The 23646-nt window shown below is 40.1% G+C and carries 20 protein-coding genes; 12 read left to right on the forward strand and 8 right to left on the reverse strand.

Annotated elements, in window-relative coordinates; all coding sequences use genetic code 11:
• The coding region (locus JQC92_RS14820) for a hypothetical protein (RefSeq protein WP_205000364.1) at window positions 1-192 on the forward strand (192 nt) is incomplete at its 5' end.
• A gap of 7 nt (window positions 193-199) precedes the next feature.
• On the opposite strand, the gene ompW is transcribed toward JQC92_RS14820, so the two are convergent.
• The 5 genes from ompW to tesB all read right to left on the reverse strand — a co-directional run bounded on the left by ompW (window position 200) and on the right by tesB (window position 6937).
• On the reverse strand, window positions 200-856 hold the full coding sequence (ompW, locus tag JQC92_RS14825) for an outer membrane protein OmpW (protein ID WP_129946961.1): 657 nt from the start codon (window positions 854-856) through the stop codon (window positions 200-202).
• Between the two features lie 217 nt (window positions 857-1073).
• Complete coding sequence (locus JQC92_RS14830; protein ID WP_239480582.1) at window positions 1074-1628, reverse strand: nucleotidyltransferase family protein; 555 nt, start codon at window positions 1626-1628, stop codon at window positions 1074-1076.
• A complete protein-coding gene (locus JQC92_RS14835; protein ID WP_205000365.1) occupies window positions 1625-5104 on the reverse strand; it encodes an EAL domain-containing protein in 3480 nt (1159 codons plus the stop codon). The genes JQC92_RS14830 and JQC92_RS14835 overlap by 4 nt, the downstream gene beginning before the upstream one ends.
• Window positions 5105-5685: 581 nt before the next feature.
• The gene (locus JQC92_RS14840) at window positions 5686-6066 is read right to left on the reverse strand and encodes a YbaY family lipoprotein (protein ID WP_205000366.1); all 381 of its coding nucleotides are present in this window, start codon (window positions 6064-6066) and stop codon (window positions 5686-5688) included.
• Between the two features lie 4 nt (window positions 6067-6070).
• Window positions 6071-6937 carry an acyl-CoA thioesterase II gene (gene tesB, locus JQC92_RS14845; protein WP_205000367.1) on the reverse strand — a complete coding sequence of 289 codons (867 nt, stop codon included), beginning with the start codon at window positions 6935-6937 and terminating at the stop codon, window positions 6071-6073.
• Window positions 6938-7067: 130 nt separating this feature from the next.
• Between tesB and JQC92_RS14850 the strand changes: the two genes are divergently transcribed.
• Window positions 7068-7937, forward strand: coding sequence for a 1,4-dihydroxy-2-naphthoate polyprenyltransferase (locus JQC92_RS14850; RefSeq protein ID WP_205000368.1), 870 nt, complete (start codon window positions 7068-7070; stop codon window positions 7935-7937).
• A gap of 477 nt (window positions 7938-8414) precedes the next feature.
• Complete coding sequence (locus tag JQC92_RS14855; protein WP_420851322.1) at window positions 8415-8828, forward strand: GNAT family N-acetyltransferase; 414 nt, start codon at window positions 8415-8417, stop codon at window positions 8826-8828.
• Between the two features lie 58 nt (window positions 8829-8886).
• On the opposite strand, the gene JQC92_RS14860 is transcribed toward JQC92_RS14855, so the two are convergent.
• The 3 genes from JQC92_RS14860 to JQC92_RS14870 all read right to left on the reverse strand — a co-directional run bounded on the left by JQC92_RS14860 (window position 8887) and on the right by JQC92_RS14870 (window position 13503).
• Window positions 8887-9087 (reverse strand): NAD(P)-binding protein, encoded by a 201-nt coding sequence (locus JQC92_RS14860; protein WP_205000369.1) that lies wholly within the window; start codon window positions 9085-9087, stop codon window positions 8887-8889.
• Between the two features lie 155 nt (window positions 9088-9242).
• On the reverse strand, window positions 9243-10781 hold the full coding sequence (gene gndA, locus JQC92_RS14865) for an NADP-dependent phosphogluconate dehydrogenase (protein WP_205000370.1): 1539 nt from the start codon (window positions 10779-10781) through the stop codon (window positions 9243-9245).
• 868 nt (window positions 10782-11649) lie between these two features.
• Window positions 11650-13503, reverse strand: coding sequence for a patatin-like phospholipase family protein (locus tag JQC92_RS14870; RefSeq protein ID WP_205000371.1), 1854 nt, complete (start codon window positions 13501-13503; stop codon window positions 11650-11652).
• A 177-nt stretch (window positions 13504-13680) separates the two neighbouring features.
• Here JQC92_RS14870 and JQC92_RS14875 point away from each other — a divergent pair, with 177 nt between their 5' ends.
• The 9 genes from JQC92_RS14875 to JQC92_RS14915 all read left to right on the forward strand — a co-directional run bounded on the left by JQC92_RS14875 (window position 13681) and on the right by JQC92_RS14915 (window position 23412).
• Entirely contained in the window at window positions 13681-14079 is a 399-nt protein-coding gene (locus JQC92_RS14875; protein ID WP_129946971.1) for a MerR family transcriptional regulator, read from the forward strand.
• Window positions 14080-14132: 53 nt separating this feature from the next.
• Complete coding sequence (locus JQC92_RS14880) at window positions 14133-15302, forward strand: isovaleryl-CoA dehydrogenase (RefSeq protein WP_205000372.1); 1170 nt, start codon at window positions 14133-14135, stop codon at window positions 15300-15302.
• Between the two features lie 58 nt (window positions 15303-15360).
• Window positions 15361-16968 (forward strand): carboxyl transferase domain-containing protein, encoded by a 1608-nt coding sequence (locus JQC92_RS14885; protein WP_205000373.1) that lies wholly within the window; start codon window positions 15361-15363, stop codon window positions 16966-16968.
• A 12-nt stretch (window positions 16969-16980) separates the two neighbouring features.
• Entirely contained in the window at window positions 16981-17808 is an 828-nt protein-coding gene (locus JQC92_RS14890) for an enoyl-CoA hydratase-related protein (RefSeq protein WP_205000374.1), read from the forward strand.
• Window positions 17809-17810: 2 nt separating this feature from the next.
• Window positions 17811-19808 (forward strand): acetyl/propionyl/methylcrotonyl-CoA carboxylase subunit alpha, encoded by a 1998-nt coding sequence (locus JQC92_RS14895; RefSeq protein WP_205000375.1) that lies wholly within the window; start codon window positions 17811-17813, stop codon window positions 19806-19808.
• A gap of 1 nt (window position 19809) precedes the next feature.
• Window positions 19810-20691 carry a hydroxymethylglutaryl-CoA lyase gene (locus tag JQC92_RS14900; protein WP_205000376.1) on the forward strand — a complete coding sequence of 294 codons (882 nt, stop codon included), beginning with the start codon at window positions 19810-19812 and terminating at the stop codon, window positions 20689-20691.
• A 43-nt stretch (window positions 20692-20734) separates the two neighbouring features.
• A complete protein-coding gene (locus JQC92_RS14905) occupies window positions 20735-21445 on the forward strand; it encodes a CoA transferase subunit A (protein WP_205000377.1) in 711 nt (236 codons plus the stop codon).
• Between the two features lie 12 nt (window positions 21446-21457).
• A complete protein-coding gene (locus JQC92_RS14910) occupies window positions 21458-22114 on the forward strand; it encodes a 3-oxoacid CoA-transferase subunit B (protein WP_205000378.1) in 657 nt (218 codons plus the stop codon).
• Window positions 22115-22353: 239 nt separating this feature from the next.
• Window positions 22354-23412, forward strand: a complete 1059-nt coding sequence (locus JQC92_RS14915; RefSeq protein WP_205000379.1) for an alpha/beta hydrolase — start codon at window positions 22354-22356, stop codon at window positions 23410-23412.
• Window positions 23413-23646 lie beyond the last annotated feature (234 nt).

Genomic DNA, 23646 nt, shown 5'->3' on the forward strand with positions numbered 1-23646 from the left:
TTTCGCTGTGTTCCTCTAACTTCCTATGGCTTCCTTCAGACCCTGCCGTTAGCCAACAACGCCCTTGCCATTCGGATTATCTTCCCCTCAGTCGGGGCGATACAGGTTTCTTTCAACCTGTCGTGTTTGCCAGCTTCGCTGGGCAAACAAAAAAAACGCTACATTAAAGTAGCGCTCATTGATGCTATTTAAAACTAACTTAGAACGTATAACCAACCGATACCATGTATACCCATGGGTTGATGTCTGTTTTGATTTTCACATCAGCATTCAACGCTGTAGAATTAAACTTAACATCAGTTCCAATATCTGCATACCAAACTGAAGCATTAACCAGCCACTTCTTATTCACTTGATAATCTGCGCCAATTTGAGCCGCTAATCCCCAAGAGTTTTCAATGCTCAGGTTGTTTAGCCCTAACGGTGCAGCTGCGTCGTTCTTTGTGAAATGGTTATCAAAGAAATTTGTAAAGTTTACACCTGCGCCAATGTATGGGCGGAATTTAGAATTTGAATTACCAAAGTAGTACTGGGCAACTAAGGTTGGTGGTAAATGCTTAGTTTCAGCAATTTTACCAACGCCTTTTAGTGAAACGTCGTGAGAAAATGGAGTGGCGGCAAGTAGTTCAACACCAAAGTTGTCTGTTATCATGTAACCAAAGTTCAAACCAAGCTGAGTATTGCTACTCACACCGAACTCACCTAGACCAGCTACATCTTGACTCGATTCATTTGGTGCAACAGTAGCCACACCAGCTCGAACAATAATGTCACCAGCTTGATGTGCTTGAGCTGCAAAACCTGCAGAAAGAAGTGCTGCTGCAACTAGACCTTTAGCGAAACGTTTGTTCATCATTTAACTCCATATTCATTAAAATGAATTAGTATATTTTTAACTTCCATCACATTTAGGTGCTAATTTGCCAGACTCATCGGCATGTAATATTGATCCAAGTCAAATGCTTGATTTAGCATTATTAAGAACCATCGTTTACATGATTTAGATCATGTTTTTAAAGTCAAAAAGACATCTGTGCGATTAAATTGACAACAAAAAGGTTGGATTGAATGTATTAACTTAAAACCTTCAATTTAGGGTATATGGTTAGCCATTCTTTCTGCTCACATCTTTGATTGAACAATGTGCGAGGACGTTTGTGGTTGTGAGTAAGGTTGAGTAAAAACAAGCTTTCCAGACCAAAAGGTGAATTTATTTGTAGTTCACCACTCAACAATCTCACTGCTACAGCCGTTTCAATTTCAGGCCAAAAAGTCATTGAGTGCGAACAGGATATATAAGGAGCGTCACCGTTTCGTGTATGCATTAAAGATTGGTTTTTTACTGACCAAGGTAAGTATGGTTGAATGAGTGTTAATTTAGATTGCAGAGCCAAGTCAAAACTCGTGTCTTCACCTTTTGAAAAGTGAATAACATCAATATCGTTTAAAGCATTAGAATCATAACCGTGTAATTTATCCCAGATTAAGTTTCTTACAAAACCCGCTGCAATCCAGCAATCACCAAGTTTAAATTCATCAGCAACAGTCTCGACTGTTTTGAGGACTTGCATTCTTTGATTATCTTCGAGAAGCCACGAGAATAATTGCTGCTGATGCTTTTCAATCAAATTAGGCTGCCTTCTTCCTTTTTAACGCTTTCAATGATAGTGATTACTTGCTGCTGTTTCTTACTACAAAACGATATTATGTCTTGCTTGCTCAAAGGCTTAGAAATGTAATAACCTTGGATAGCATCACAACCTAGCTCTTGTAAGAAGCTGAGTTGTTCTCTGTTTTCTACACCTTCTGCAACAATTTTCATACCCATGCTTGTCGCCATTGAATGAATAGCCTGAACAAGTTCAATCGCATCTTTTTTATCTGGGATATCACCGATAAACGAACGATCGATTTTAAGTGTATCAAATGAAAAACGTCTCAGATAATTTAATGATGAGTAACCTGTTCCAAAGTCATCTACAGCAAGTCGCACGCCCATTTGGTGAAGTGTGTCAAAAATTCGCTCGTTTTCTTCTGTATGTTCAATAAGAGCAGATTCCGTTAGCTCTAACTCTAGCACTGAAGCTGGCAACTGATGTAATGTCAGTGCGAGTTTTACGTCTTCAATAATTACATCATTACGAAGTTGACGGCTTGATACGTTTACCGAAACGTATTCAGGACCATTTTCAATTTCTTGCCATCTCTTAACTTGATGACAAGCCTGATCTAACAGCCATTCACCAAACGTACTGATCAATCCTAAAGATTCAGCCAAAGGAATAAATTGCTCTGGAGAAACATTACCTAAGCGATCGTTTTGCCATCTCATTAATGCCTCAGCCGCAATAACACGACCAGTATCACCATCAATGATAGGCTGGTAAACAATATAAAGTTCATCACGTTTAAGTGCTTGTCTAAGCTCATTTTCCATAAGCAAGCGTTGTTGAATGTCTTGACTCATTTTGTTCGAGTAGAAGCATAATGCATTGCGGCCATTGACTTTACTTTCGTACATCGCAGCATCAGCATTTTTAGTGAGAGTCTCGTAATCATTACCATCTTGCGGGAAACAAGCTAAACCGATACTGCAACCAACTACAACTTCGTAGTGTTGAATTAAGACAGGACGAGAGCAAAGGTCAATGACTTCATGGGCAATTTGTTCTGCATTTTTTACTGAATCAGGCGCTGTAAGTATGATGACAAATTCATCTCCCCCAAGCCGCCCAATGGTATCGTATTCAGAAATAACGCCACGAATGCGTTTTGAAATTTGTTTAAGTAATTTATCGCCCGCATTATGGCCAAAGCTGTCATTTACTTTTTTGAAATCGTCTAAATCCAGTAGCATTAATACTACTTTGTCTTGATTTTGCTTTGCGATATTAATTGCACTTGTTAAGCGCTCAAATGCCATTCCGCGATTGGGCAGACCGGTAAGTTCATCAAAGTTTGCTTTCTTATAGAGTTGATCTTGATATGTTCTTTGCTGGGTTAAATCCGTTACCGAAGTAATTAATGCTTTTCCTTCAGCGTAATCCACCATTTTAGAGGACAGAGATCCCCAAACGTACCTACCACTTTCTGTTTTTATTTTCAGTTCAAAGCCGTCCACTCTTTGTTTATGAATCATGAGATCAATAAACAGTTTTCTGTCATCAGGATTCGCATAAAAATCACGAATATTCTGCCCCACAACGGCTTTACCTAAAGAAGATAAAAGTTCTTCCGCCCTTAAGTTTGCATAGAGTATTTTGCCGGATTCTGGTTGGGTAATGACGACGGCAATGGGCGCTGAATGAGCAATTGAATGAAAGTGCTGTTGTGACTCAAGAAGAGATTTCCCTGTCTGCCACACACGTGCACTTTCTTTAAATTGCAACCAAAAACTGAATACGATTCCACTTATGAACAACAAAATAACCAGCAGAATAAGCTGCATACCGTTACTGAAGTGCGATTGCTTTACCGAAAATTTAAGCCATAAACTCTGGTTAAGATAAGGAAAGGGAACACTGTGTGCTAAACGCATTGAATGTTCAATATCGCTCAACGTATAGATTGGCTTTCTTCGTTCATTTAAAAAGCTAATGTTGTATCTTGAGCTTAAATTAGAAAGAATCATTTCTTCCGCTAGATTCGGAATCGAATAAACCGCACCTAAAGTGCCTAAAAACTTGTCTCCACGATAAACAGGTACATAAAATTCAAACGCCGGTTTACCTTGAATCACCACAAAAGGCTTAGTAAATACCGTCATTTTCAGTTCTTTGGCAAGACGAGAGGCTCTTTCAGGCTCAGCTAATGATAATTTTAATCCAATGACTTGTTTATTTTGTTCATATGGAGCGGTATTACGAATAGTAAAAGACTCATCTGCAAATGTGATATTTATGATTCCGGGGTGATCTTTTACATACCGAGCAGCTTTTTGTTCAAATGAATTGATCGACAGAGTTCCTGAGCCCAGTTCCTCAGCTAAAATTTCAAGATAATCTCGGTTCGCATTAATTTGGCTACCAATCTCATTGACGACAACTTCAAGGTTTGATGTTAACTCTTGAGAATCTTGTTGTTTATTTTGAGTTTGAATAAAATAAAAAAAGGCAATACAAGCCAATAGAATGGCAATCGTTGCAATTGCAGGTGTGATAAAGGTGGGCCTAGTTTGTCTTAATTTACTTCCAACAACTCCACTGATCAGCCCTTTTGAATCTGCAAGTTCATTTTCTTGCTCACGGTAAGACCGTTCAGCAAGATAGACGTGCTGGTAAAATGAATACAAGGCACCTAAAATAAGTAAAATTAACGCCGCTAGAAAAATCCCAAACAGATTCGCCTGCCACTCAATTCCACTCTCAGTATTTCTTGGTTGAGCCGCTATTTCCCAGTACCCAGAAGGTAGCTTTATTTTGCGAATTAAGGAACTTGTATCGAAAATAGTTGGGTCACCAAAAAAAACATTACCGTTGTCACTCCTAAATGCAAAATCAAACTCCGAACTCGGCCCAATGACACCCGCATTTTCTAGTGTCGTAACTATATCTAAGACAACTGAAACAACTCCCCACACTTGATCATCTCTAAAAACAGGTAACCGAGCAACTAACCCCAACCCACCCTGAACCAGCTCATAAGGTTGAGAGTGCGTGACGATATTTTCTGTAACAGCAAGATCAACAGCGTCATAGATAAAAGGCGTGCTTGGATCTTTTAAGTTATGACCTATAGCAGATTCATTGCTGGTAACGGGGTAAACTTGATTAACAATAAAGTTTGGGGCAATGGTAAACGCTCTTAACCCTTCATTGGCGTGATAAAGCGCTGACATAAAACTGTCGATATGCTGTCGACTCGAATCACTATACGTGGGGTCGCTTTGCAACTCACTTTCAACAAAGTGTGCAAGACTAGATACTAACTTTAGACGTTGATTAATGACAGCGCTGAGCTTTGCTTGATATTCATTAACAGAGTATTCGGTGGAATTATAATAGCGCTCAAATAAGTAACTTCGATACCACTGATCGGCATAAAACCAAATCAAACCGGCCACGGAAAGTACAAGAAAAATAATAAAGCGCTTAATAGATAACATAAAAGTTAATTTGCTCTCAGAGTAATTATTTTTATAACAACAAACTAACGTTCAACCTTTCCTTCATGCGCGCGTTTTGTTTGCGCAGTTTTTAGAATCCTTTAAAAATAAGGAAAATTCGGTCAGTAGTATTAATGTTCAAACGTGTATTGCTCGAATACGTGCGACATTATATATCACAAGCTTAAGAATTAAAGATAAGAACCCATCACATTACTCACAAAATGATAATAAATAATGATTATTTAGAGCAGGTGATTTACAAATATACCCATGATACTTGAAGATGCATGTTTCAGGACTTTTTCAGCGCCAATTCTTTGAGGCGCATTAGCGAAGGAATATCGGGATTCTTTCGAGCTAATGTAACAAAGAAGAATTGGCGCTGAGAAGTCCACGCAGTTCGAGTTGCAAAGCTTGTTACTCTTCGTTGCCAGTGCTAACAATAGCTCACTATTGCCGCACACTGTCGCCTTGATTAACAAGTTGAGCATTCTCGCTGAAATCGAGCATCTTCAGGTATCATATATGGGTATATACAGTTTGGAGATGGAGAGGAAGACTTTCCTCTCCATTAAGAGTTATTTAACCATTTTCATAATGACTTCAACGGTATTTTTTCCGTTGTTAATCACTGGGTATCTATCATAAGTCTGGAATAGCACTTTATTGCCATTTTTAATTAACGCAACGACACCGTAGTTCACATCATCTTTGACGCTTTTAGCCGGAAGAATAAACTTAAATGGAACAGGGGTTACTGCAACATTAAAGTTCTTTTGTGCAATAATCGCACCTGGCGTATCAAGATCTATAACTGCTATGGTCATCGAGCTTCCCATTGGTAATGCTATTTTTTCCCGATAACCTGCAGCACCACTTACTTCTACAGGTTTTGGCGGTTCAACTGTCACACAGGCCGTAAGAAACAAAGCACAACACATTAAAAAAAACTTTTTCATAATCTTATTTTTTAGTCGACATTCTAAACAACCCTTCTTGGGTTGCTGAAGCAACTAACTCTCCTTTGGTATTAAAAAATTCACCTCTAACGAAACCACGTCCATTACCTGCGCTAGGGCTTTCGATACTAAATAGTAGCCATTCATTTAAATCAAATGGTCGATGAAACCACATTGAATGATCTATGGTTGCAAACTTTGTCCCGGGTGTTAGAAAAGAAACGCCATGAGGCTGAGCTGCTGTAAGTAAAAAATTAAAATCTGATGCATAAGCTAATAAATAACGATGAGCTTTAGGATCATCTGGCATTTCACCATTCGCTCTTAACCAAATATATCGTTTCGCATCTGTAGGCTCAGGCTTTAAAGGGTTTTGAGGGTCAACATAGCGCATTTCAATGGGAGATTCTGCCGTCCATTTTTTATACGTTGACTCAGGCAGTACATCTACAAGCGTTTTCGCTAACTCAGTTTGATTGAGTAACCCTTCAGGCCCTTTGACCTTTGGCATTTCATTCTGATGATTAAAGCCGTCTTCCATCCCCTGAAATGAGCATGTCATATAGAAAATCGGTTTACCATTTTGAATTGCTTTTACCCTGCGAGCACTGAAACTACCACCGTCTCGCATGTTTTCGACATCGTAAATAATAGGAAGTTTCTGATCCCCAGCTCTTAAAAAGTAACTGTGAAAGGAATGAACCAATCTCCCCTCGGGAACTGTTTGCTTGGCGGAGTTCAACGCTTGTCCTAAAACTTGGCCACCAAATAGATGCCCAAAACCTAAATCCTGACTTTGCGCTCTAAAAAAACCTTCTTCCAGCTTTTCTAAAGATAAGATCGATAATAAATTTGTTAATGCTTTTGACATAAACCAATAAAGTTAAAGGTAAGTACTAGTATCTTGAACCAAATAACCATTAATCGCAATGATCATTAACGTTACAACCTTAAAGAGAAACAGTACAATAACGCACATTTAAAATTAACCAGTTGTTTCAATGAATCCTTGGATCATCGCCATTCGCCCTAAAACCCTTATCGCCTCATTCAGTCCCGTTTTAGTTGGAAATGCTTTAGCTTTCCATTCAAGTGAATATAGCTGGCTCATCGCCATTAGTAGTTTCATTTGTGCACTTTGTTTACAAATTACAGTAAATTTTGCAAATGATTATTTCGACCATAAACATCAGGTTGATACCAACGAACGATTAGGTCCTTTGCGAGCATGCCAGTCAGGTCTTATCTCACCTACAAAAATGAAATTAGGCATAATCACCTCAATATCATTAGCGATTATTTCAGGACTAATATTAGTCACACATAGCGATATTTGGATTTTGATTTTAGGGCTACTATCGATTATTTGCGCCCTGCTCTACAGTGGAGGAAAATATCCGCTGGCTAACTTTGCCTTAGGAGAAGTAACTGTTTTCGCGTTTTTTGGGCCTATCGCAGTAGTAGGTAGTTATTATTTACAGACTCAAGACACCTCAATGCAATCTTGGGTTATGGGGGCCATATTTGGGTTATTAAACGCCGCCATTATGTTCACTAATAACACTCGAGATATTAAAACTGATATTAAAGCAGGTAAACATACTCTTGCTGTTAAACTCACTAAAGAAATGTGTTCTCCAATGTACCGAGCCATGATACTCGGTGCTTATGCTTTACTATTTTTTAGTTATTTCTTAGGATTATGGAAAGGATTTCCCGTTCTATTTACAGGCATCTGGGTCTTTTATGCCCAAATCATCAGTAAGCGCTTCGAAAATGCATCTGGTAAAGAGTTTAACAGTATTCTAGAATCCACCAGCAAGCTCACTCTGCTAACAAGCGTATGTTTTAGTTTAAGTTACTTGTACTAACTTTTTTATATACCATTATGATACCTGAAGATGCATGTTTCAGGACTTTCTCAGCGCCAATTCTTTGAGGCGCATTAGCGAGGGAATATCGGGATTCTTTCGAGCTAATGTAACAAAGAAGAATTGTCGCTGAGAAGTCCACGCAGTGCGAGTTGCACAGCGTGTTACTCTGTGTTGCCAGTGCTAACAATAGCTCACTATTGCCGCACACTGTTGCCTTGATTAACAAGCTGTGCATTCTCGCTGAAATCGAGCATCTTCAGGTATCATGGGTATAGACTGATCAAAAGAAATTATTTTGAAATCGTGTTAAACCTTGTTGACTCACTTCCACGAGTTCTATTTCAGGGTTTTCTTTAGCTGAAGGAACAGCCTCTTTTGGCATTAACTGAGCAAAACCTGATTTACGCAATCAAGTTAATAACAACCTTCAAATCGGATACGAATTTTAGTTAGGGATTGAATATGGATATGGTAATGGAAATTAAACACGAGGAAGATAAATCTCTTTTTTCCGATCTTGTTGATGGTGTACGTAAATACAATTTTCAAAAGCTAGGTACAGAAAAATCGAGCCCGCTTTCCGTCACTTTAAAAAATAACGAAGGGAAAATCGTTGCGGGTGTTTCGGGAAGAACCATATATAAACAGTTTCTTGTTGAAGTGCTTTGGGCTGACGAGTCTCATCGTGGCAAAGGGTTTGGTCGTGAAGTAATGGAGCAAGCAGAAGTTGAGGCAAAAAAAAGAGGATGCATTACTGCTCAAGTTGATACGCTATCCATTCAAGCCCCAGCATTTTATCAAAAATTAGGCTTTGAGATTATCGGCAAAATCCCTGGTGTAACAGAGGATCATGATCGGTATTTTCTAATGAAAGCGTATACTGAGTAATTTAACCAATAAACGAAGCTTTTTATTGAGAGTCAATAAGCCTCATTCTTTTTTTCTCTTAAGTTTTGCTTCTTTTGCCTGTGCCACTTTTTACTAACATTAACGATTCGTAAGTGGTGCCCGAATCATTTCGTTTTGACAAACCACATCCGAAATAGTGGCCTTTTTCGAAACAAGTCACATCAATGCCAACTTTTTTTAACTCTTTAATCGAACATAAACCCGAGAGACCTGCCCCAATAACACACGCTTTTTTCATTATGAAGTCCTTCGAAAATACAGCCTCGGGTACAGAGAAGTATATGAAAGAATTTTCCGGCCTGCTTTTTATACCGATTATGATATTGGGGAAGATGTGTTGATGTAGATATCAAGTCTTCAGCAAATGCCAAAGACTTGATTTGAGGAGAGTAATTAAAGCTTTATTTCACTTCGAGTTGTTGAGCTCCATTCGGTGTGAAACTTTTCACCCTTTTTAGCGTCAACTCGCTCGTATGTATGAGCCCCGAAGTAATCCCTTTGCGCTTGAAGCAGATTGGCAGGTAATGTTTCAGTAGAAAATGCATCGAAGTAATTTAATGCTGAGCTGATACAAGGAGTAGGAATAGCATTCAGCACTGCAAAGCTCACCGTTTTACGCCATGAGTGTTGAGCATTAGATAACTCATCTAAGAACGTTTCAGACAATAATAAATGTTCAATACCCGCTTGCTGCTCAAAAGTTTGAGTAATTTGCTGCAAGAAAGATGCACGGATAATACAGCCTGCACGCCAAATTTTAGCAATGTTAGCAAAATCCAAATGCCAGTTTTGTTCTTTTGCCATCGCAGCCATCAACTGAAAGCCTTGAGCGTAGCTACATACTTTCGCACAATACAGTGCATTTTGAATATCTGAGATGATGTGTAATTTTTCAGATTCAGATATTCTAGATTGTGCCACTCGTTCTGTAGATTGGTTTAATCTAATTCGTATAGCCTTCTGGTTACTGATTGCACGAGCAAACACGGCCTCGGCGATCGTTGGTGCTGGTGCACCTATTTGTAAACTGCTTACTGCCGTCCATAACCCCGTGCCTTTTTGACCAGCTCTATCTAAAATCATTTCAACTAATGGCTTTTCAGTCTTTAAGTCTTTTTGTTTTAGAATATCGGCAGTAATTTCCATCAAGTAACTGTTCAGTTTACCTTGATTCCATTCGCCGAATATTTCACCTATTTCTGATGCCGAGAAGCCAATACCAGTCGACAATATATGGTAAGCCTCACAAATCAGTTGCATGTCAGCATACTCAATACCATTATGCACCATTTTTACATAATGGCCTGCTCCAGCTTCACCAATATAAGCTGCGCATGACTCACCTTCTTTTATGGTTTGGCCTGGTTGAGTTCTTTCTATTGGTAAACCTGTCTTTGCATCAACTTTGGCCGCTATCGCCTGCCAAATCGGTGCTATGTGTTTCCACGCGTCTTCTGAACCACTTGGCATTAAACAAGGGCCAAATCGAGCTCCAACTTCTCCACCAGAAACAGCAGAGCTGAAAAACATAAAGTTATTTTTATACTGTTTTTCTCTTTCTACCGTATCAGTCCACAAGCTATTACCCGTATCAACAACGATATCTGTAATTTCTAACCCTGCTTTAATTAACGCCTGACAAACCATTTCTACGGGTCTACCAGCAGGGATTGACAGCAACACTTTTCGTGGCAGCGTTAATGACTCAACTAGAGATTTAATATTCGAATAACCACTTATTCGGTTTGTTGGTTGAATGTTATATGTTTCTTCTTCTACCCGAGCTTGATTGATAAGTTGTTCTATTTTTTGTCCATCAAGATCAAAAGCAGCAACAGTAAAGCCATTATCTGCGATATTTAAGGCAAGATTTTTTCCCATAACACCAAGGCCAATAACCCCGATATCATGTTTAGGAGAGTGGTTGTTCATTCGTAGTAACCCGCATGAGCATTTAGAGCTCAAGATGTAATTTTTCAACAAAAAATCAACATTAATTTTATAATGTTACAAAAATTAGTGCGATTAAAATCAAATTTGGCGGATTATACTCAGTAAAACTGCGTATGACTATTGCATACGAATGGAAACAAATTTCACAAATAGAAATAAAAGTACATCACCAACCAATCACACTCCGTTTCTTTGCTCTAATATGCATGGTCACAGTCGGTTTTTTTTCATAGGCTTCTCTGTTTTCATCATGCTCTCTAATATCAGAGTATCTATCTTTTAACCTAAAAAAACTCAGTTGAACGGTAAATGACGTTTTAAGCCCATGAAAGTAAATTAATAACCTGATTTAATATTATCACCTATTGGGTGAATCGCACTACGCTCACAAGCTGGCTAAAATTGCCGTTATCTGCGTTAGAACATTTGCAAGTAGATTAACTACTTGCTGCAAGCTCTGCCTTGCTACCGATAATTTTTTTCTGCGCTTGAAAACGTACCCAACTGAGTTTTCTAGGTTTAATGATTCTTTTTGAAGCCTATCATCATTCTTTGGGCTTAGTATTGAAGTACGAGTAAACGGTGCTCTTCTTGATTTTACTGGATTCGATGAATTCTGTGTCCCTTTTAATAGTTTAGTGATATTTGTCTGCAAAGCATTTTGAACCGAAATAAAGGGGGCTTGGACAGATTGATACTTCAGAAGGCAATGAAACGGATTCGGAATGCTGATTATATAGGGTGCTCGCGATGAATGGTCATGATGTAAAGATTAATGTATTAAATTGAAATTTTAGTAAAATTAAATACTAAAGGTAAAATAGATGAACAAAGCTTAACCCTGTGTTCATTTCTTGAACCTAAACATTGAAAAAAACGAATGAGACTTTTTTATCTCACCAGTGGCTGAACTTGGCCTTTTCGTTCTTCGAATTGCAGCATTTTCATATTTTTCAGCAATTCCATCATAAGTACGACTTTTTGTTAAAGGTCTTCGGTCTTCCCCCGCTACTCTCAATATCCAATTGTCGCCTACAGAGCTTCTGGAAGTAGAGCTAGAACTCGCTTGCTCACTCAAAAAATCTTTTCCGCTAAGATCACTCATTGACCCTTTCGTTGCATCAAACGATAGATCAACGGTTCCAGGCGAACTTTGCAGATTGCATTCGGAATCTGAAGCATTACCTTCATCATCGTCAGAAGTAGTTAGATCACTTAACTCTTGTGTATTTAAAGAAGAAAAGCGCAAAGTATTATTGGAGTGACGTTTAAGTTGTGAACTATCAAGTAGGCTTTCTGACTCTGAAACTGCTGATGCACCATCAATTGGAAAACTGCGAATCAGAGGAAGTTTGTCATGTTGTTCGTTACCTTCATTTGTAACGTCTCTGATCACTCTCCTTCCACGCTCGAAACGCTCAAACTGCCTTCTTGCGTCCAGTTCAATCAAATGAAAGTTATCCACCGCTTTCTCAATTTGAGTCGCACCAACGTCACTATCTAAAAAGAATAAAGCGACTGATGGTTCTGCCTCAGCCATGCTAATATCAAAGTTTTCGAATTCATAGACAGGTGTTTTCAGAAAGCTTTGAACAATTTTTTCACTTAAAAGTAATTTGTCCCTTTCGGTACGCTCCTGCGCTGTCTTAAATGCAATTACAAGCTTATGTTTTTCTTCTAAGTATAAGTATGGAGTGTTATTAGTAATACCGCCGTCACCAAGAGTAATATAAGGTGCTTTTCCTGCTGCACGTACTTCAATATCAGAGTCTTTTATAAATTGAGTGCTGATCTTTTTAGAACCAATTTTAACTGGATAACCGCAACTGGCTCTAATTGCATCTGCAATCGGTAAATCTGGAGAGTTTCTTAAAGATAGCTCAACCTCCTTACCAATCCTCTTGTTTGTAGCAACTACGATTAAGCGCTTTAGCCTTAAATCCGATGTTAAATAAAGCTCACCTTTCTCTACGCCCGTTTTTAGTAAGTCTAATTGCTTAAAAGTCATTTGATGTAAAGCTGTTACTGTACCTGGGTCTGAAATAACTTCACCTTCAGCATTGAGTAGCGGGTACCCTTTTCCTCGTAAAAAATGATAAATGTCTTTTTGGTGCTCTTTAAGTTTGTACTCTAGAGCCCCGTAAACAGTTTTATATATACTTTTACCATTGGGTTTTGGAATTGAGTGATAAACAAAGTCAGAAATTTCATCTGGATCCATGTCTAACACTACCGTCAAAGCCGCTAATGACCCAATAGAACTCCCAGAAACCTCTTTAATATCTCTGCTTAATCGTACTTTTCCTAGTTGCTTAAAGATTCCAGAGAAAGCTAACCCTCGCACCCCTCCTCCTGAAAGACATAAAGCGTCGTACTTATCCGTGTCACATCTCTCAGCATCAAGTCGGCGAGATTGAACGTCAATGTATGCTCTATGCATATCCTTGCAATTCATAAATTGAATGACTTCTTTGACTGACGGAGACTTATGATTATCAGTATTAATTTGAAGTTGTGGTGCTCGCGGATACATAGAACTGTATTCAGTATCTCCCCCAATTGCGTTCCCGACTTTATCAAATGTTACTGAATAAGTTTTGTTTTCAACCTGGATGGCTTGAATGCCTTGCCTAACAAAACCTTCGAACATCGAAGCTCGAGTACTTTTATGATAAATCGTAACTGGAGGTTTAATAGCCATAGGTATCATTTTAATAATTAATAGCCACTTGTTAACATAGTTAAACTAAATCAACAACTTAAATTAACTAAATTTAATTTTAAAATAAGAGACATTCTCGACAGCCCTCTCAAAACTTTACCTTTACGTAAACTTCCTGTACCTTGCTACAAAATGATTTTTTGAAATGGCAATTCGATGAGCGTAATCAGTAATTCTCCTAGCAGCTACTCTATTAGTGACTTATCAAAAGAGTTTGATATTACCACCAGAAGCATTCGCTTTTATGAAGACCAAGGTTTACTAAAACCACAAAGAAGAGGTCAAACTCGAGTTTACAACTTAAAAGATAAAGTACGTCTAAAGTTAATCCTTAGAGGTAAACGCTTAGGTTTTTCTTTAGCAGAGACTCGCAGATTGTTTGAGATGTATGATGCTGATAAATCAAGTACCAGTCAACTGGATACTATGATCGAACTGATTGAAGAAAAAAAAGCAGCACTACAGCAGCAAATGGATGACATTAAAGTTGTGTTAATGGAACTCAATTCAGCTGAACAACAGTGCAGAGCATCATTGTCGAATTCAAAAAAATAATAACAGTTAAAAATTGAAATAAATCACAAAATTGAAATAACAGGACCCTACAAATGAGCGCATTATACTCAAGCCTAAATTTCGGACTTGGCGAAGACGTCGATATGCTGCGTGATGCAGTACAGCAGTTTGCCACCAATGAAATCGCGCCTTTAGCTGAAAAAGTTGACCAAGAAAATGAGTTTCCTAATGAACTGTGGCCTGTATTTGGCGATATGGGATTACTTGGTGTAACGGTAGATGAAGAACTTGGCGGTGCCAACATGGGCTACCTTGCTCACGTTGTCGCAATGGAAGAAATTTCTCGCGCCTCTGCTTCTATCGGCTTGAGTTACGGTGCTCATTCAAACCTTTGTGTTAACCAAATTAACCGTAATGGTAATGCAGAGCAAAAAGCAAAGTATCTGCCTAAATTGATTTCAGGTGAACATATCGGTGCATTAGCTATGAGTGAGCCTAATGCAGGTTCTGATGTCGTTTCAATGAAGCTTAATGCTCGTAAAGATGGCAATAAGTACATTCTGAACGGTAATAAAATGTGGATCACTAACGGCCCCGATGCTGATACTTTTGTTATCTATGCAAAAACAGACATCGAAAAAGGTGCTCACGGTATTACGGCATTCATTGTTGAAAAAACATTCAAAGGGTTTTCAACAGCACAGAAACTCGACAAGCTCGGCATGCGTGGTTCAAACACTTGTGAGCTCGTTTTCGAAGACTGTGAAGTGCCAGAAGAAAACATTCTTGGTAAGCTAAACGAAGGCGTTAAAGTCTTGATGAGTGGCCTAGACTACGAGCGAGTTGTACTTGCTGGCGGTCCATTAGGCATTATGCAAGCGTGTATGGATATTGTTGTTCCTTATGTTCATGACCGAGTTCAGTTTGGTAAATCCATTGGTGAATTCCAACTCATTCAAGGCAAACTGGCTGACATGTATACCCAAATGAATGCCGCTCGTTCATACGTTTATGCCGTTGCAAAGTCTTGCGATCGTGGGGAAACCACTCGAAAAGATGCTGCTGGCGCGATTCTTTACAGTGCTGAACTGGCAACGAAAATGGCATTAGATGCAATTCAACTATTAGGTGGTAACGGCTACATCAACGAATACGCAACAGGTCGCCTACTTCGTGATGCGAAGCTTTACGAAATCGGCGCTGGCACTTCAGAAATTCGCCGCATGCTCATTGGCCGTGAGCTATTTAACGAAACAAAATAATCTCATCTTTATCTCAGGAGCTCTTCAGCTCCTGATTCTGTTTTGAAGGATTAAGCCAGTGACACACATTAATAGTCGTATCAATACTCGTACCGAAGAGTTTAAAAAGAAACATAATGATATGGCGGGCTTGGTTGCTGATATGCAACAAGAGCTCGCTAAGATTCAACAAGGCGGTGGTGAAGTCGCCATGCAACGTCATCTTTCCCGTGGAAAAATTGCTCCCCGCGAACGCATCGAAAAGTTATTAGATCCAGGTTCTCCATTTATCGAGCTCTCACAATTTGCCGCTTATGACGTTTACGATGCCAACATTCCTGCTGCTGGCATTATTACAGGTATCGGTCGAGTAAGCGGTGTTGAATGTATGATCATCGCCAACGATGCAACAGTAAAAGGTGGAACTTATTATCCACTTACGGTTAAAAAACACATTCGTGCACAAGAAATTGCTGAGCGTTGCCACCTTCCATGCATCTCTTTAGTTGACTCAGGTGGCGCATTCTTACCACTGCAAGACGAAGTATTTCCAGATCGTGACCATTTCGGTCGCATCTTTTATAACCAAGCAAAAATGTCAGCGAAAGGCATTCCGCAAATTGCTGTGGTCATGGGCTTATGTACTGCCGGTGGTGCGTATGTACCCGCTATGGCGGATGAGTCAATCATCGTAAAAGAGCAAGGCACCATATTCTTAGCTGGCCCACCATTGGTAAAAGCCGCTACGGGTGAAGAAGTGACTGCAGAGGAACTCGGTGGTGCAGAGGTTCACACTAAGATATCTGGTGTGGCAGATCACATGGCACAAAATGATGAGCACGCACTTGAATTAGCTAGAAAGTCAGTATCTCGCTTAAATCATAAAAAAGAAATCGAAAGCACTCTTACCGATGTTAAGCCGCCTAAATATAGCATTGAAGAGCTGTACGGGATTGTCGGTACTGATCTTAAAAAGCCTTTTGATGTGAAAGAAGTGATCGCTCGTATTGTTGATGACTCTGACTTTGATGAATTTAAAGCAAACTATGGCCCTACTCTCGTTTGTGGCTTTGCTCGAATTCATGGTTATCCCGTTGGTATCATCGCCAACAACGGCATTCTATTCTCAGAATCTGCGCAAAAAGGCGCTCACTTTATTGAGATTTGCTGCCAACGAAAAATCCCACTCTTGTTCTTACAAAATATTACCGGATTTATGGTGGGTAAAAAGTACGAACATGAAGGCATTGCTAAACATGGCTCTAAAATGGTAACCGCCGTTTCTTGTGCCACAGTGCCTAAATTCACCGTATTAATTGGCGGTAGTTACGGCGCAGGCAACTACGGCATGTGTGGCCGTGCATTTGATCCAACCATGATGTGGATGTGGCCAAACGCTCGCATCTCAGTAATGGGTGGAGAACAAGCCGCAGGTGTATTAGCAACCGTGAAAAAAGACGGTATGGCTCGTAAAGGCCAAACGTGGACAGAACAAGAAGAAGCCGATTTTAAAGCGCCAATCGTCGAACAATACGACAAAGCGGGTCACCCTTATCATGCCAGCGCTAGACTATGGGATGACGGCATTATCGACCCAGCACAAACTCGCGATGTGGTTGGTCTTGCACTTTCATCCGCTTTCAATGCACCAATTGAAGACACCAAGTTTGGTGTGTTCCGCATGTAAGGGAGTGTTGAGATGACAAACGTTTATTCTGAAAAAAACTTCCAGCACATTCAATGTGATTTGGAAAAAGGTGTCGGCAAACTGATTTTAGATCGAGCTGAAAAGCACAATGCCTTTGATGAAGTTATGATATCTGAACTGATTACAGCACTCGACTTATTTGCTCAAGATAAAAATTGCCAAATGCTTCTACTAAAAGCGAATGGCAAAAACTTCAGCGCAGGTGCCGATTTAAATTGGATGCGCAAGCAAGCTAAGATGGACTTTGAGCAAAACCTCACCGACGCCAATGAGCTAGCCCGCTTAATGCATGATTTAGATAAATTCCCTAAACCAACATTGGTTCAAGTGAATGGCGCCGCCTTTGGTGGTGCTTTAGGTCTGATTTGTTGTTGCGATATCGCCATTGCTAACACGCGTGCCAGTTTTTGTTTGAGTGAAGTGAAATTAGGCTTAATTCCAGCGGTTATTAGTCCTTATGTTGTTCGTGCAATGGGTAACCGAGCTTCACGCCGCTACATGCTAACGGCTGAACGTTTTACTGCTGAAACCGCACTACAACTGCAAGTTATTCATGAAATTGATGATGATTTAGACTCTGCATCACAACCAATTATTGATGCTCTACAGGCTAATAGCCCTCAAGGTATGGATCGGTGTAAAAAGCTGATCTCACATCTTGAAGGTGGTGAAATTAATTCGGATACCCTAGCGCACACCAGCGACTTGATTTCACGCATTCGTGTATCCGAAGAAGGTCAAGAAGGTTTAAATGCTTTTTTTGAAAAACGTAAGCCGAATTGGGCACAAGCAAACACCACTGAGCTAGGAGCGAAATAATAATGTTCAATAAGCTATTAATTGCAAACCGTGGTGAAATCGCTTGCCGAATTATTGCCACGGCCAAAAAAATGGGCGTAAAAACAGTTGCGGTATATTCAGATGCTGATGCTAACGCTCGCCATGTTGCCGCTGCTGATGAAGCTTTTTATTTAGGTGGCAGTGCCCCAGCTGAATCGTATTTACGTGGTGACGCCATTATTAACGTTGCGAAGCTCAGCGGTGCTCAAGCGATTCATCCAGGTTATGGTTTCTTATCTGAAAATGCGGATTTTGCGCATAAGTGTGAGCAAGCAGGTATTGAATTCGTAGGCCCAAGCTCTGACGCTATAGATTCTATGGGCAGTAAAAGTGCTGCAAAAATGATTATGACCGCCGCCAAAGTACCGTTAGTTCCGGGTTATCATGGCGATGACCAGTCTAATGACGTACTGCTAACGGAAGCGCACAAAGTCGGTTACCCGCAACTGATTAAAGCAGCTTACGGCGGAGGTGGTAAAGGCATGCGCATTGTTGAGAGCCAAGCTGAGCTTCAAGGCGCCATTGATTCTGCACGCCGTGAAGCTGCATCGTCGTTTGGAAATGACAAATTATTGATGGAGCGTTATCTTCGCCAACCTCGCCATGTTGAAGTTCAAGTTTTTGCTGATAAACACGGAAATTGTGTTTATCTGTCTGATCGTGATTGTTCAGTGCAACGTCGACATCAAAAAGTTGTTGAGGAAGCACCTGCACCAGGTTTATCTGACGAACTCAGAAAGCAAATGGGTGAAGCGGCTGTTGCTGCGGCAAAAGCCATTGATTATGTCGGCGCAGGTACGGTTGAGTTTCTGCTTGATACTGATAACAGTTTTTACTTTATGGAGATGAACACTCGTCTTCAAGTTGAACATCCTGTTACTGAACTTGTTACTGGCCAAGATTTGGTTGAATGGCAATTAAAAGTAGCAGAAGGTCAAACTCTACCATTACAACAAGATGAGATTCGCATTCAAGGCCACTCCTTTGAAGTTCGAGTTTACGCTGAAGACCCGCAAAACGAGTTCTTACCTGCGAGCGGTAAACTCGATTACTTACGTGAACCTGCTGAAAACCATTACGTACGCATCGATTCTGGTATTCGTGAAGCTGATGTCATTTCAAACTTCTACGACCCAATGATCTCTAAGTTAATAGTGTGGGATGAAGATAGAAACCTTGCATTGCAGCGTATGGTCAATGCGTTAGACGATTACAAAATTGTCGGTCTTAAGCATAACATTGCGTTCCTGCGTTCAATCATTCTGCACCCTGCTTTTGCAGGCGAGAGTTTCAGTACAGATTTCATTGAGCGATACGGAGATGAACTATTAGCCGTTGCTGCAACAGAAAATCATAAAGTTCTGGCAATTGCAGGCTTATACCAAGTGCTTTTTCGTAAACAACTTGCTAATGCTGCATTAGCAAACCAAAACGATAGCGTGTCACCTTGGAATACCCTAGCTGGCTTTAGAATCAATCAAACCAACCAACATCAAGTTCGTTTGCTTGACGATGTTCAGCAATTGGTTGAACTCAATATCAGCGAAACAGTAGCTGGCTTTGATGTGAAGTTTGATGATGAACAAGTTCATGTTTCAGGCGATCTTCACGGCGATCTTCTCAAAGTGCAACTTGGCGATCACCAATTCAACATACAAGTTGCTCAAGTTGAAGAAAACTTCACTCTTTTCTTAGATACACAACAATTCCACTTTAAAGCGGTTAAAGCGCAAGAGCTTGAACAAGAAGATTCTGGAACGGATCAACTCAAAGCACCAATGAACGGTACGATTGTGACTCACCTTGTCGAAGTAGGCAGCGAAGTTGAAGCAGGGCAAGGCTTATTAGTCATGGAAGCCATGAAAATGGAATACACCATTGAAGCACCATTTGCGGGTACTGTGTCTGAGTTTTTCTTCCATCCAGGCGATTTGGTTAGCGATGGTTCATTACTCTTAGACATGAAAGAGGCCGAATAATATGCAAGTGAGCATTTTTGAGGTTGGAGCACGTGACGGCTTGCAAAATGAAGCAGCCGTTAGCACTCAAGATAAAGTAACACTGATTAACGGTCTTGCCGATGCTGGTGTAAGACGTATCGAAGCGGCCAGTTTCGTATCCCCAAAATGGGTGCCACAAATGGCCGATTCAGCTACGGTAATGGATCAAATTGCACGTAAACCGGACGTGCAATACAGTGCATTAACGCCAAACTTAAAAGGTCTTGAAGCAGCACTTGCTGCGGATGCCGATGAAGTTGCTATTTTTGGGTCAGCGTCGGAAGCGTTTAGCCAGAAAAACATTAATTGTTCAATCGAAGAATCCATTGCTCGCTTTAAACCTGTAATGGAATTAGCCAAAGAGCACAACTTACCCGTTCGTGGCTATGTTTCTTGTGCACTTGGCTGTCCCTATGAAGGTGAGGTTGCAATATCAGAAGTCACTCGAGTCACTGAATTACTGCACAATATGGGCTGCTATGAAGTGTCATTAGGCGACACCATCGGTGTAGGCACCCCGAAAAAGGCAAAAGCGATGCTTGAAGCTGTTGCGCAAACAGTGCCCGTTGAAAAGCTTGCTCTGCACTTCCATGACACTTATGGTCAAGCTCTAGCGAATATTCAAGCGTGTTTAGAGACTGGAATTAGCACCTTTGATTCATCCGTAGCAGGCTTAGGTGGTTGCCCTTATGCTAAAGGCGCCTCAGGTAATTTAGCTACCGAAGATTTAATTTACATGCTTCATGGTATGGGCTTACACACAGATATTGATTTAGAGCAACTGGCTCATGTTGGGCAAAAGATTTGTAAGGCTTTAGGACGAACAAACGGTTCAAAAGTCGCTAAGGCATTATTGGGATAACCTCCCCTACAGAAAAAATACCAAAGAATAAAAGGAAAACCCTATGGCAGGACTTAATAAAGTAGTTAGTAGCTACGAAGAAGCGCTAGATGGTCTGAAAAGTGACATGACGATTATGGTTGGTGGTTTTGGTTTGTGCGGCATTCCTGAAGGCCTAATCGCTCAAATGACCAAAATGGACATCAATGGTTTAACGGCTATTTCGAATAATGCGGGCGTTGATGATTTTGGTTTAGGCTTTTTACTTCAAAAACGTCAGATCGCCACCATGATGGCCTCATACGTAGGTGAAAATGCCACATTTGAAAAACAAATGTTATCTGGCGAACTCAATGTAATTCTTACGCCTCAAGGAACACTCGCTGAAAAAATTCGCGCAGGTGGTGCAGGCATTCCGGCCTTCTTTACAGCGACGGGTTATGGAACGCCGATTGCAGAAGGTAAAGAGACCCGTAAAATTGATGGTCGTCACTACGTACTTGAACCGTCATTGACTTCAGATTTTGCCTTAGTTCGTGCATGGAAAGCTGACACTATGGGTAACCTCGTTTTTCGTAAAACAGCCTCAAACTTCAACCCTATGATGGCGACAGCAGGTAAAATTACGGTTGTTGAAGCTGAGCATATTGTAGAACCGGGTGAATTGGATCCTGATCATATCCACACGCCAGGCATTTACGTTGATCGTGTTATCCAAGGTACGTTCGAAAAACGTATTGAGCAGCGTACCGTCAAAGCATCAGAGCAAGCATAAGGAGGCAACACCATGGCATTATTAAGAGAACAGATGGCACAACGTGTTGCTAAAGAACTGAAAGATGGTTACTACGTCAACTTAGGTATTGGTATCCCGACTCTAGTTGCGAACTATGTACCAGAGGGCATGGAGCTTATGCTTCAATCTGAAAACGGATTGTTGGGCATGGGTGAGTTTCCAACTGAAGAAACAATCGATGCGGATCTCATCAACGCAGGCAAGCAAACCGTTACGGCAGTTAAAGGTGCTTCGTTTTTCTCATCAGCTGAGAGCTTTGCTATGATCCGTGGCGGCCATGTTGACCTAACAGTATTGGGTGCATTTGAAGTCGATGTAAACGGTTCAATTGCGTCATGGATGGTTCCAGGTAAGCTCATTAAAGGTATGGGCGGCGCAATGGATTTAGTTGCCGGCGCTGACAACATCATCGTGATGATGACGCATGCTGATAAGCGTGGTAACTCTAAACTGTTACCTTTATGTGAGTTGCCTTTAACTGGTTACGGCTGCATTAAACGTGTTATCACTGACTTAGCTTTACTAGAAATCAAAGATGGCGCTTTCCACTTGATTGAACGTGCATCAGGTGTTTCGATTGAAGAGATTCAATCTAAGACGGCGGGTAAGTTAGTGGTTGAAGGTGATGTACCTGAAATGGTAATTTAATCACAACCTGATGCCTGAATGTTGTTATCGGGCATAGAATCACTTTTCTGTTTAAATTTCTTTCAAATTTATTGTGCACGATACGATATCTTGCGTAACTCAAAGGGTAATTAAAAACGATTGCCCTTTCTCTCTCCACAAAGTTGAAACTTCTTCAAATTTCATTTTAGAAAATGAGCAATTTAATTTTTAACCGCTTTCCTGTTATGTTATTTGAATATTCCAACATGGAGAGTGTGATGAAAAGGATATTATTAATCGGCTTGCTAACCTTGCAAGCTTTCATTGTTAATGCGGCTGACTTAGTGATTGCAAAAGAAGTAAAGCTAGACTCAAAAGCCCTGAGTAAGAACCGACAATTATATGTAAGTCTTCCTCATGGCTACGAAAGCAGCGACCAAAGGTACCCAGCGATTTATTTACTCCATGGACAAAGGGATATACTCCCTGCTCTAGCCACCATTGATTTGATTTCTAACCAATTACCAAAATTTATCGTTATTGGTGTTCAGAGTCGAGGGAAAGAATTAAAACCTATTGATGGTAAAACATCTCCTTTTGAGCGTTACCTTTCTGAAGAAGTTGTACCTTTTGTAAACTCAAAATATCGAATTGCTCCGTTTAGTATTTTATCTGGTCACTCAAATTCCGGACGTTTTGTTTTAGATTTCTGGCTAAAAAATACAAAGACATTTTCACAATATTACGCCTTTAGCGCTTCGCTAGATGATGGCTATATTTCCAATAAAATAGAGCAACTAAAAAATTCAGAACTTCAAAAATTAGCTCCTGTAGTTATAACTATCGCTGATGAAGGCGAACACATGCAAGCTCCCTTCAACGAAATACAAAAGCGTCTTGAGTTTTTACCTAACTTATCAATAGGTATCAAAAAGTTTCCTGAACAATCACATCAATCGACTAAACATCCCTCTATGAAATTCGCTCTCGAAACAACATTTAAAGGCTGGGAGCCTAGTTATGAGACTAAAATAAGTGGTGTAAAGATGTTAAAGAAACATTACAAAAAGCTATCCTCACGTTTTGGGTTTACTGTTACTCCACCAGAAAATCTAATTCCCAGAATCATTGCCTATCATGCGATGTCTGATGATAAAAATTCATCTGTTCAAGTTGGAGAACACGTTAAATATACAATTGAACTTCCTAATGAGGATATTTCCAATTTAATTGAAATCGCAGATTACTTTTCTGACAATGAAAACCCAACTGCAGGAAAAATTATCTTGGAAGAAATTTGTAAAATAGATGGAAGCATTAAACGTTGTCAGCTATGAGGTGAGGGAAATGTCAATGTAAGGTGTTTAGATACTAGGGGCTGTTGATCTTTGTTGATATTTTCAGCAATGATTATTTTTTGACGATAGCAAAGCGGAACAAGCGTTATTTAGTCGGTTCTGAAAAAATCCATTTCAAGAGTTAAAATGTACAGCATCTGATTTACGCAAAATTCAGAGCCGTACCCCAAAAGCAAGATTTCTTAGATTTTGCATCAATTTCACTACAAAACA

The organism is Parashewanella hymeniacidonis (genome assembly GCF_016900895.1).
Classification (GTDB): Bacteria; Pseudomonadota; Gammaproteobacteria; order Enterobacterales; family Shewanellaceae; genus Parashewanella; species Parashewanella hymeniacidonis.

What these genes read in the sequence shown, in the direction of transcription:
- JQC92_RS14840 (WP_205000366.1), bottom strand. Translation starts at nt 6,066, where the DNA reads ATGAAAAAGTTTTTTTTAATGTGTTGTGCTTTGTTTCTTACGGCCTGT.
- JQC92_RS14895 (WP_205000375.1), top strand. Translation starts at nt 17,811, where the DNA reads ATGTTCAATAAGCTATTAATTGCAAACCGTGGTGAAATCGCTTGCCGA.
- JQC92_RS14835 (WP_205000365.1), bottom strand. Translation starts at nt 5,104, where the DNA reads ATGTTATCTATTAAGCGCTTTATTATTTTTCTTGTACTTTCCGTGGCC.
- JQC92_RS14910 (WP_205000378.1), top strand. Translation starts at nt 21,458, where the DNA reads ATGGCATTATTAAGAGAACAGATGGCACAACGTGTTGCTAAAGAACTG.
- JQC92_RS14880 (WP_205000372.1), top strand. Translation starts at nt 14,133, where the DNA reads ATGAGCGCATTATACTCAAGCCTAAATTTCGGACTTGGCGAAGACGTC.
- JQC92_RS14890 (WP_205000374.1), top strand. Translation starts at nt 16,981, where the DNA reads ATGACAAACGTTTATTCTGAAAAAAACTTCCAGCACATTCAATGTGAT.
- ompW (WP_129946961.1), bottom strand. Translation starts at nt 856, where the DNA reads ATGATGAACAAACGTTTCGCTAAAGGTCTAGTTGCAGCAGCACTTCTT.
- JQC92_RS14875 (WP_129946971.1), top strand. Translation starts at nt 13,681, where the DNA reads ATGAGCGTAATCAGTAATTCTCCTAGCAGCTACTCTATTAGTGACTTA.
- JQC92_RS14905 (WP_205000377.1), top strand. Translation starts at nt 20,735, where the DNA reads ATGGCAGGACTTAATAAAGTAGTTAGTAGCTACGAAGAAGCGCTAGAT.
- JQC92_RS14860 (WP_205000369.1), bottom strand. Translation starts at nt 9,087, where the DNA reads ATGAAAAAAGCGTGTGTTATTGGGGCAGGTCTCTCGGGTTTATGTTCG.
- JQC92_RS14850 (WP_205000368.1), top strand. Translation starts at nt 7,068, where the DNA reads ATGAATCCTTGGATCATCGCCATTCGCCCTAAAACCCTTATCGCCTCA.
- tesB (WP_205000367.1), bottom strand. Translation starts at nt 6,937, where the DNA reads ATGTCAAAAGCATTAACAAATTTATTATCGATCTTATCTTTAGAAAAG.
- JQC92_RS14855 (WP_420851322.1), top strand. Translation starts at nt 8,415, where the DNA reads ATGGAAATTAAACACGAGGAAGATAAATCTCTTTTTTCCGATCTTGTT.
- JQC92_RS14915 (WP_205000379.1), top strand. Translation starts at nt 22,354, where the DNA reads ATGAAAAGGATATTATTAATCGGCTTGCTAACCTTGCAAGCTTTCATT.
- gndA (WP_205000370.1), bottom strand. Translation starts at nt 10,781, where the DNA reads ATGAACAACCACTCTCCTAAACATGATATCGGGGTTATTGGCCTTGGT.
- JQC92_RS14870 (WP_205000371.1), bottom strand. Translation starts at nt 13,503, where the DNA reads ATGGCTATTAAACCTCCAGTTACGATTTATCATAAAAGTACTCGAGCT.
- JQC92_RS14900 (WP_205000376.1), top strand. Translation starts at nt 19,810, where the DNA reads ATGCAAGTGAGCATTTTTGAGGTTGGAGCACGTGACGGCTTGCAAAAT.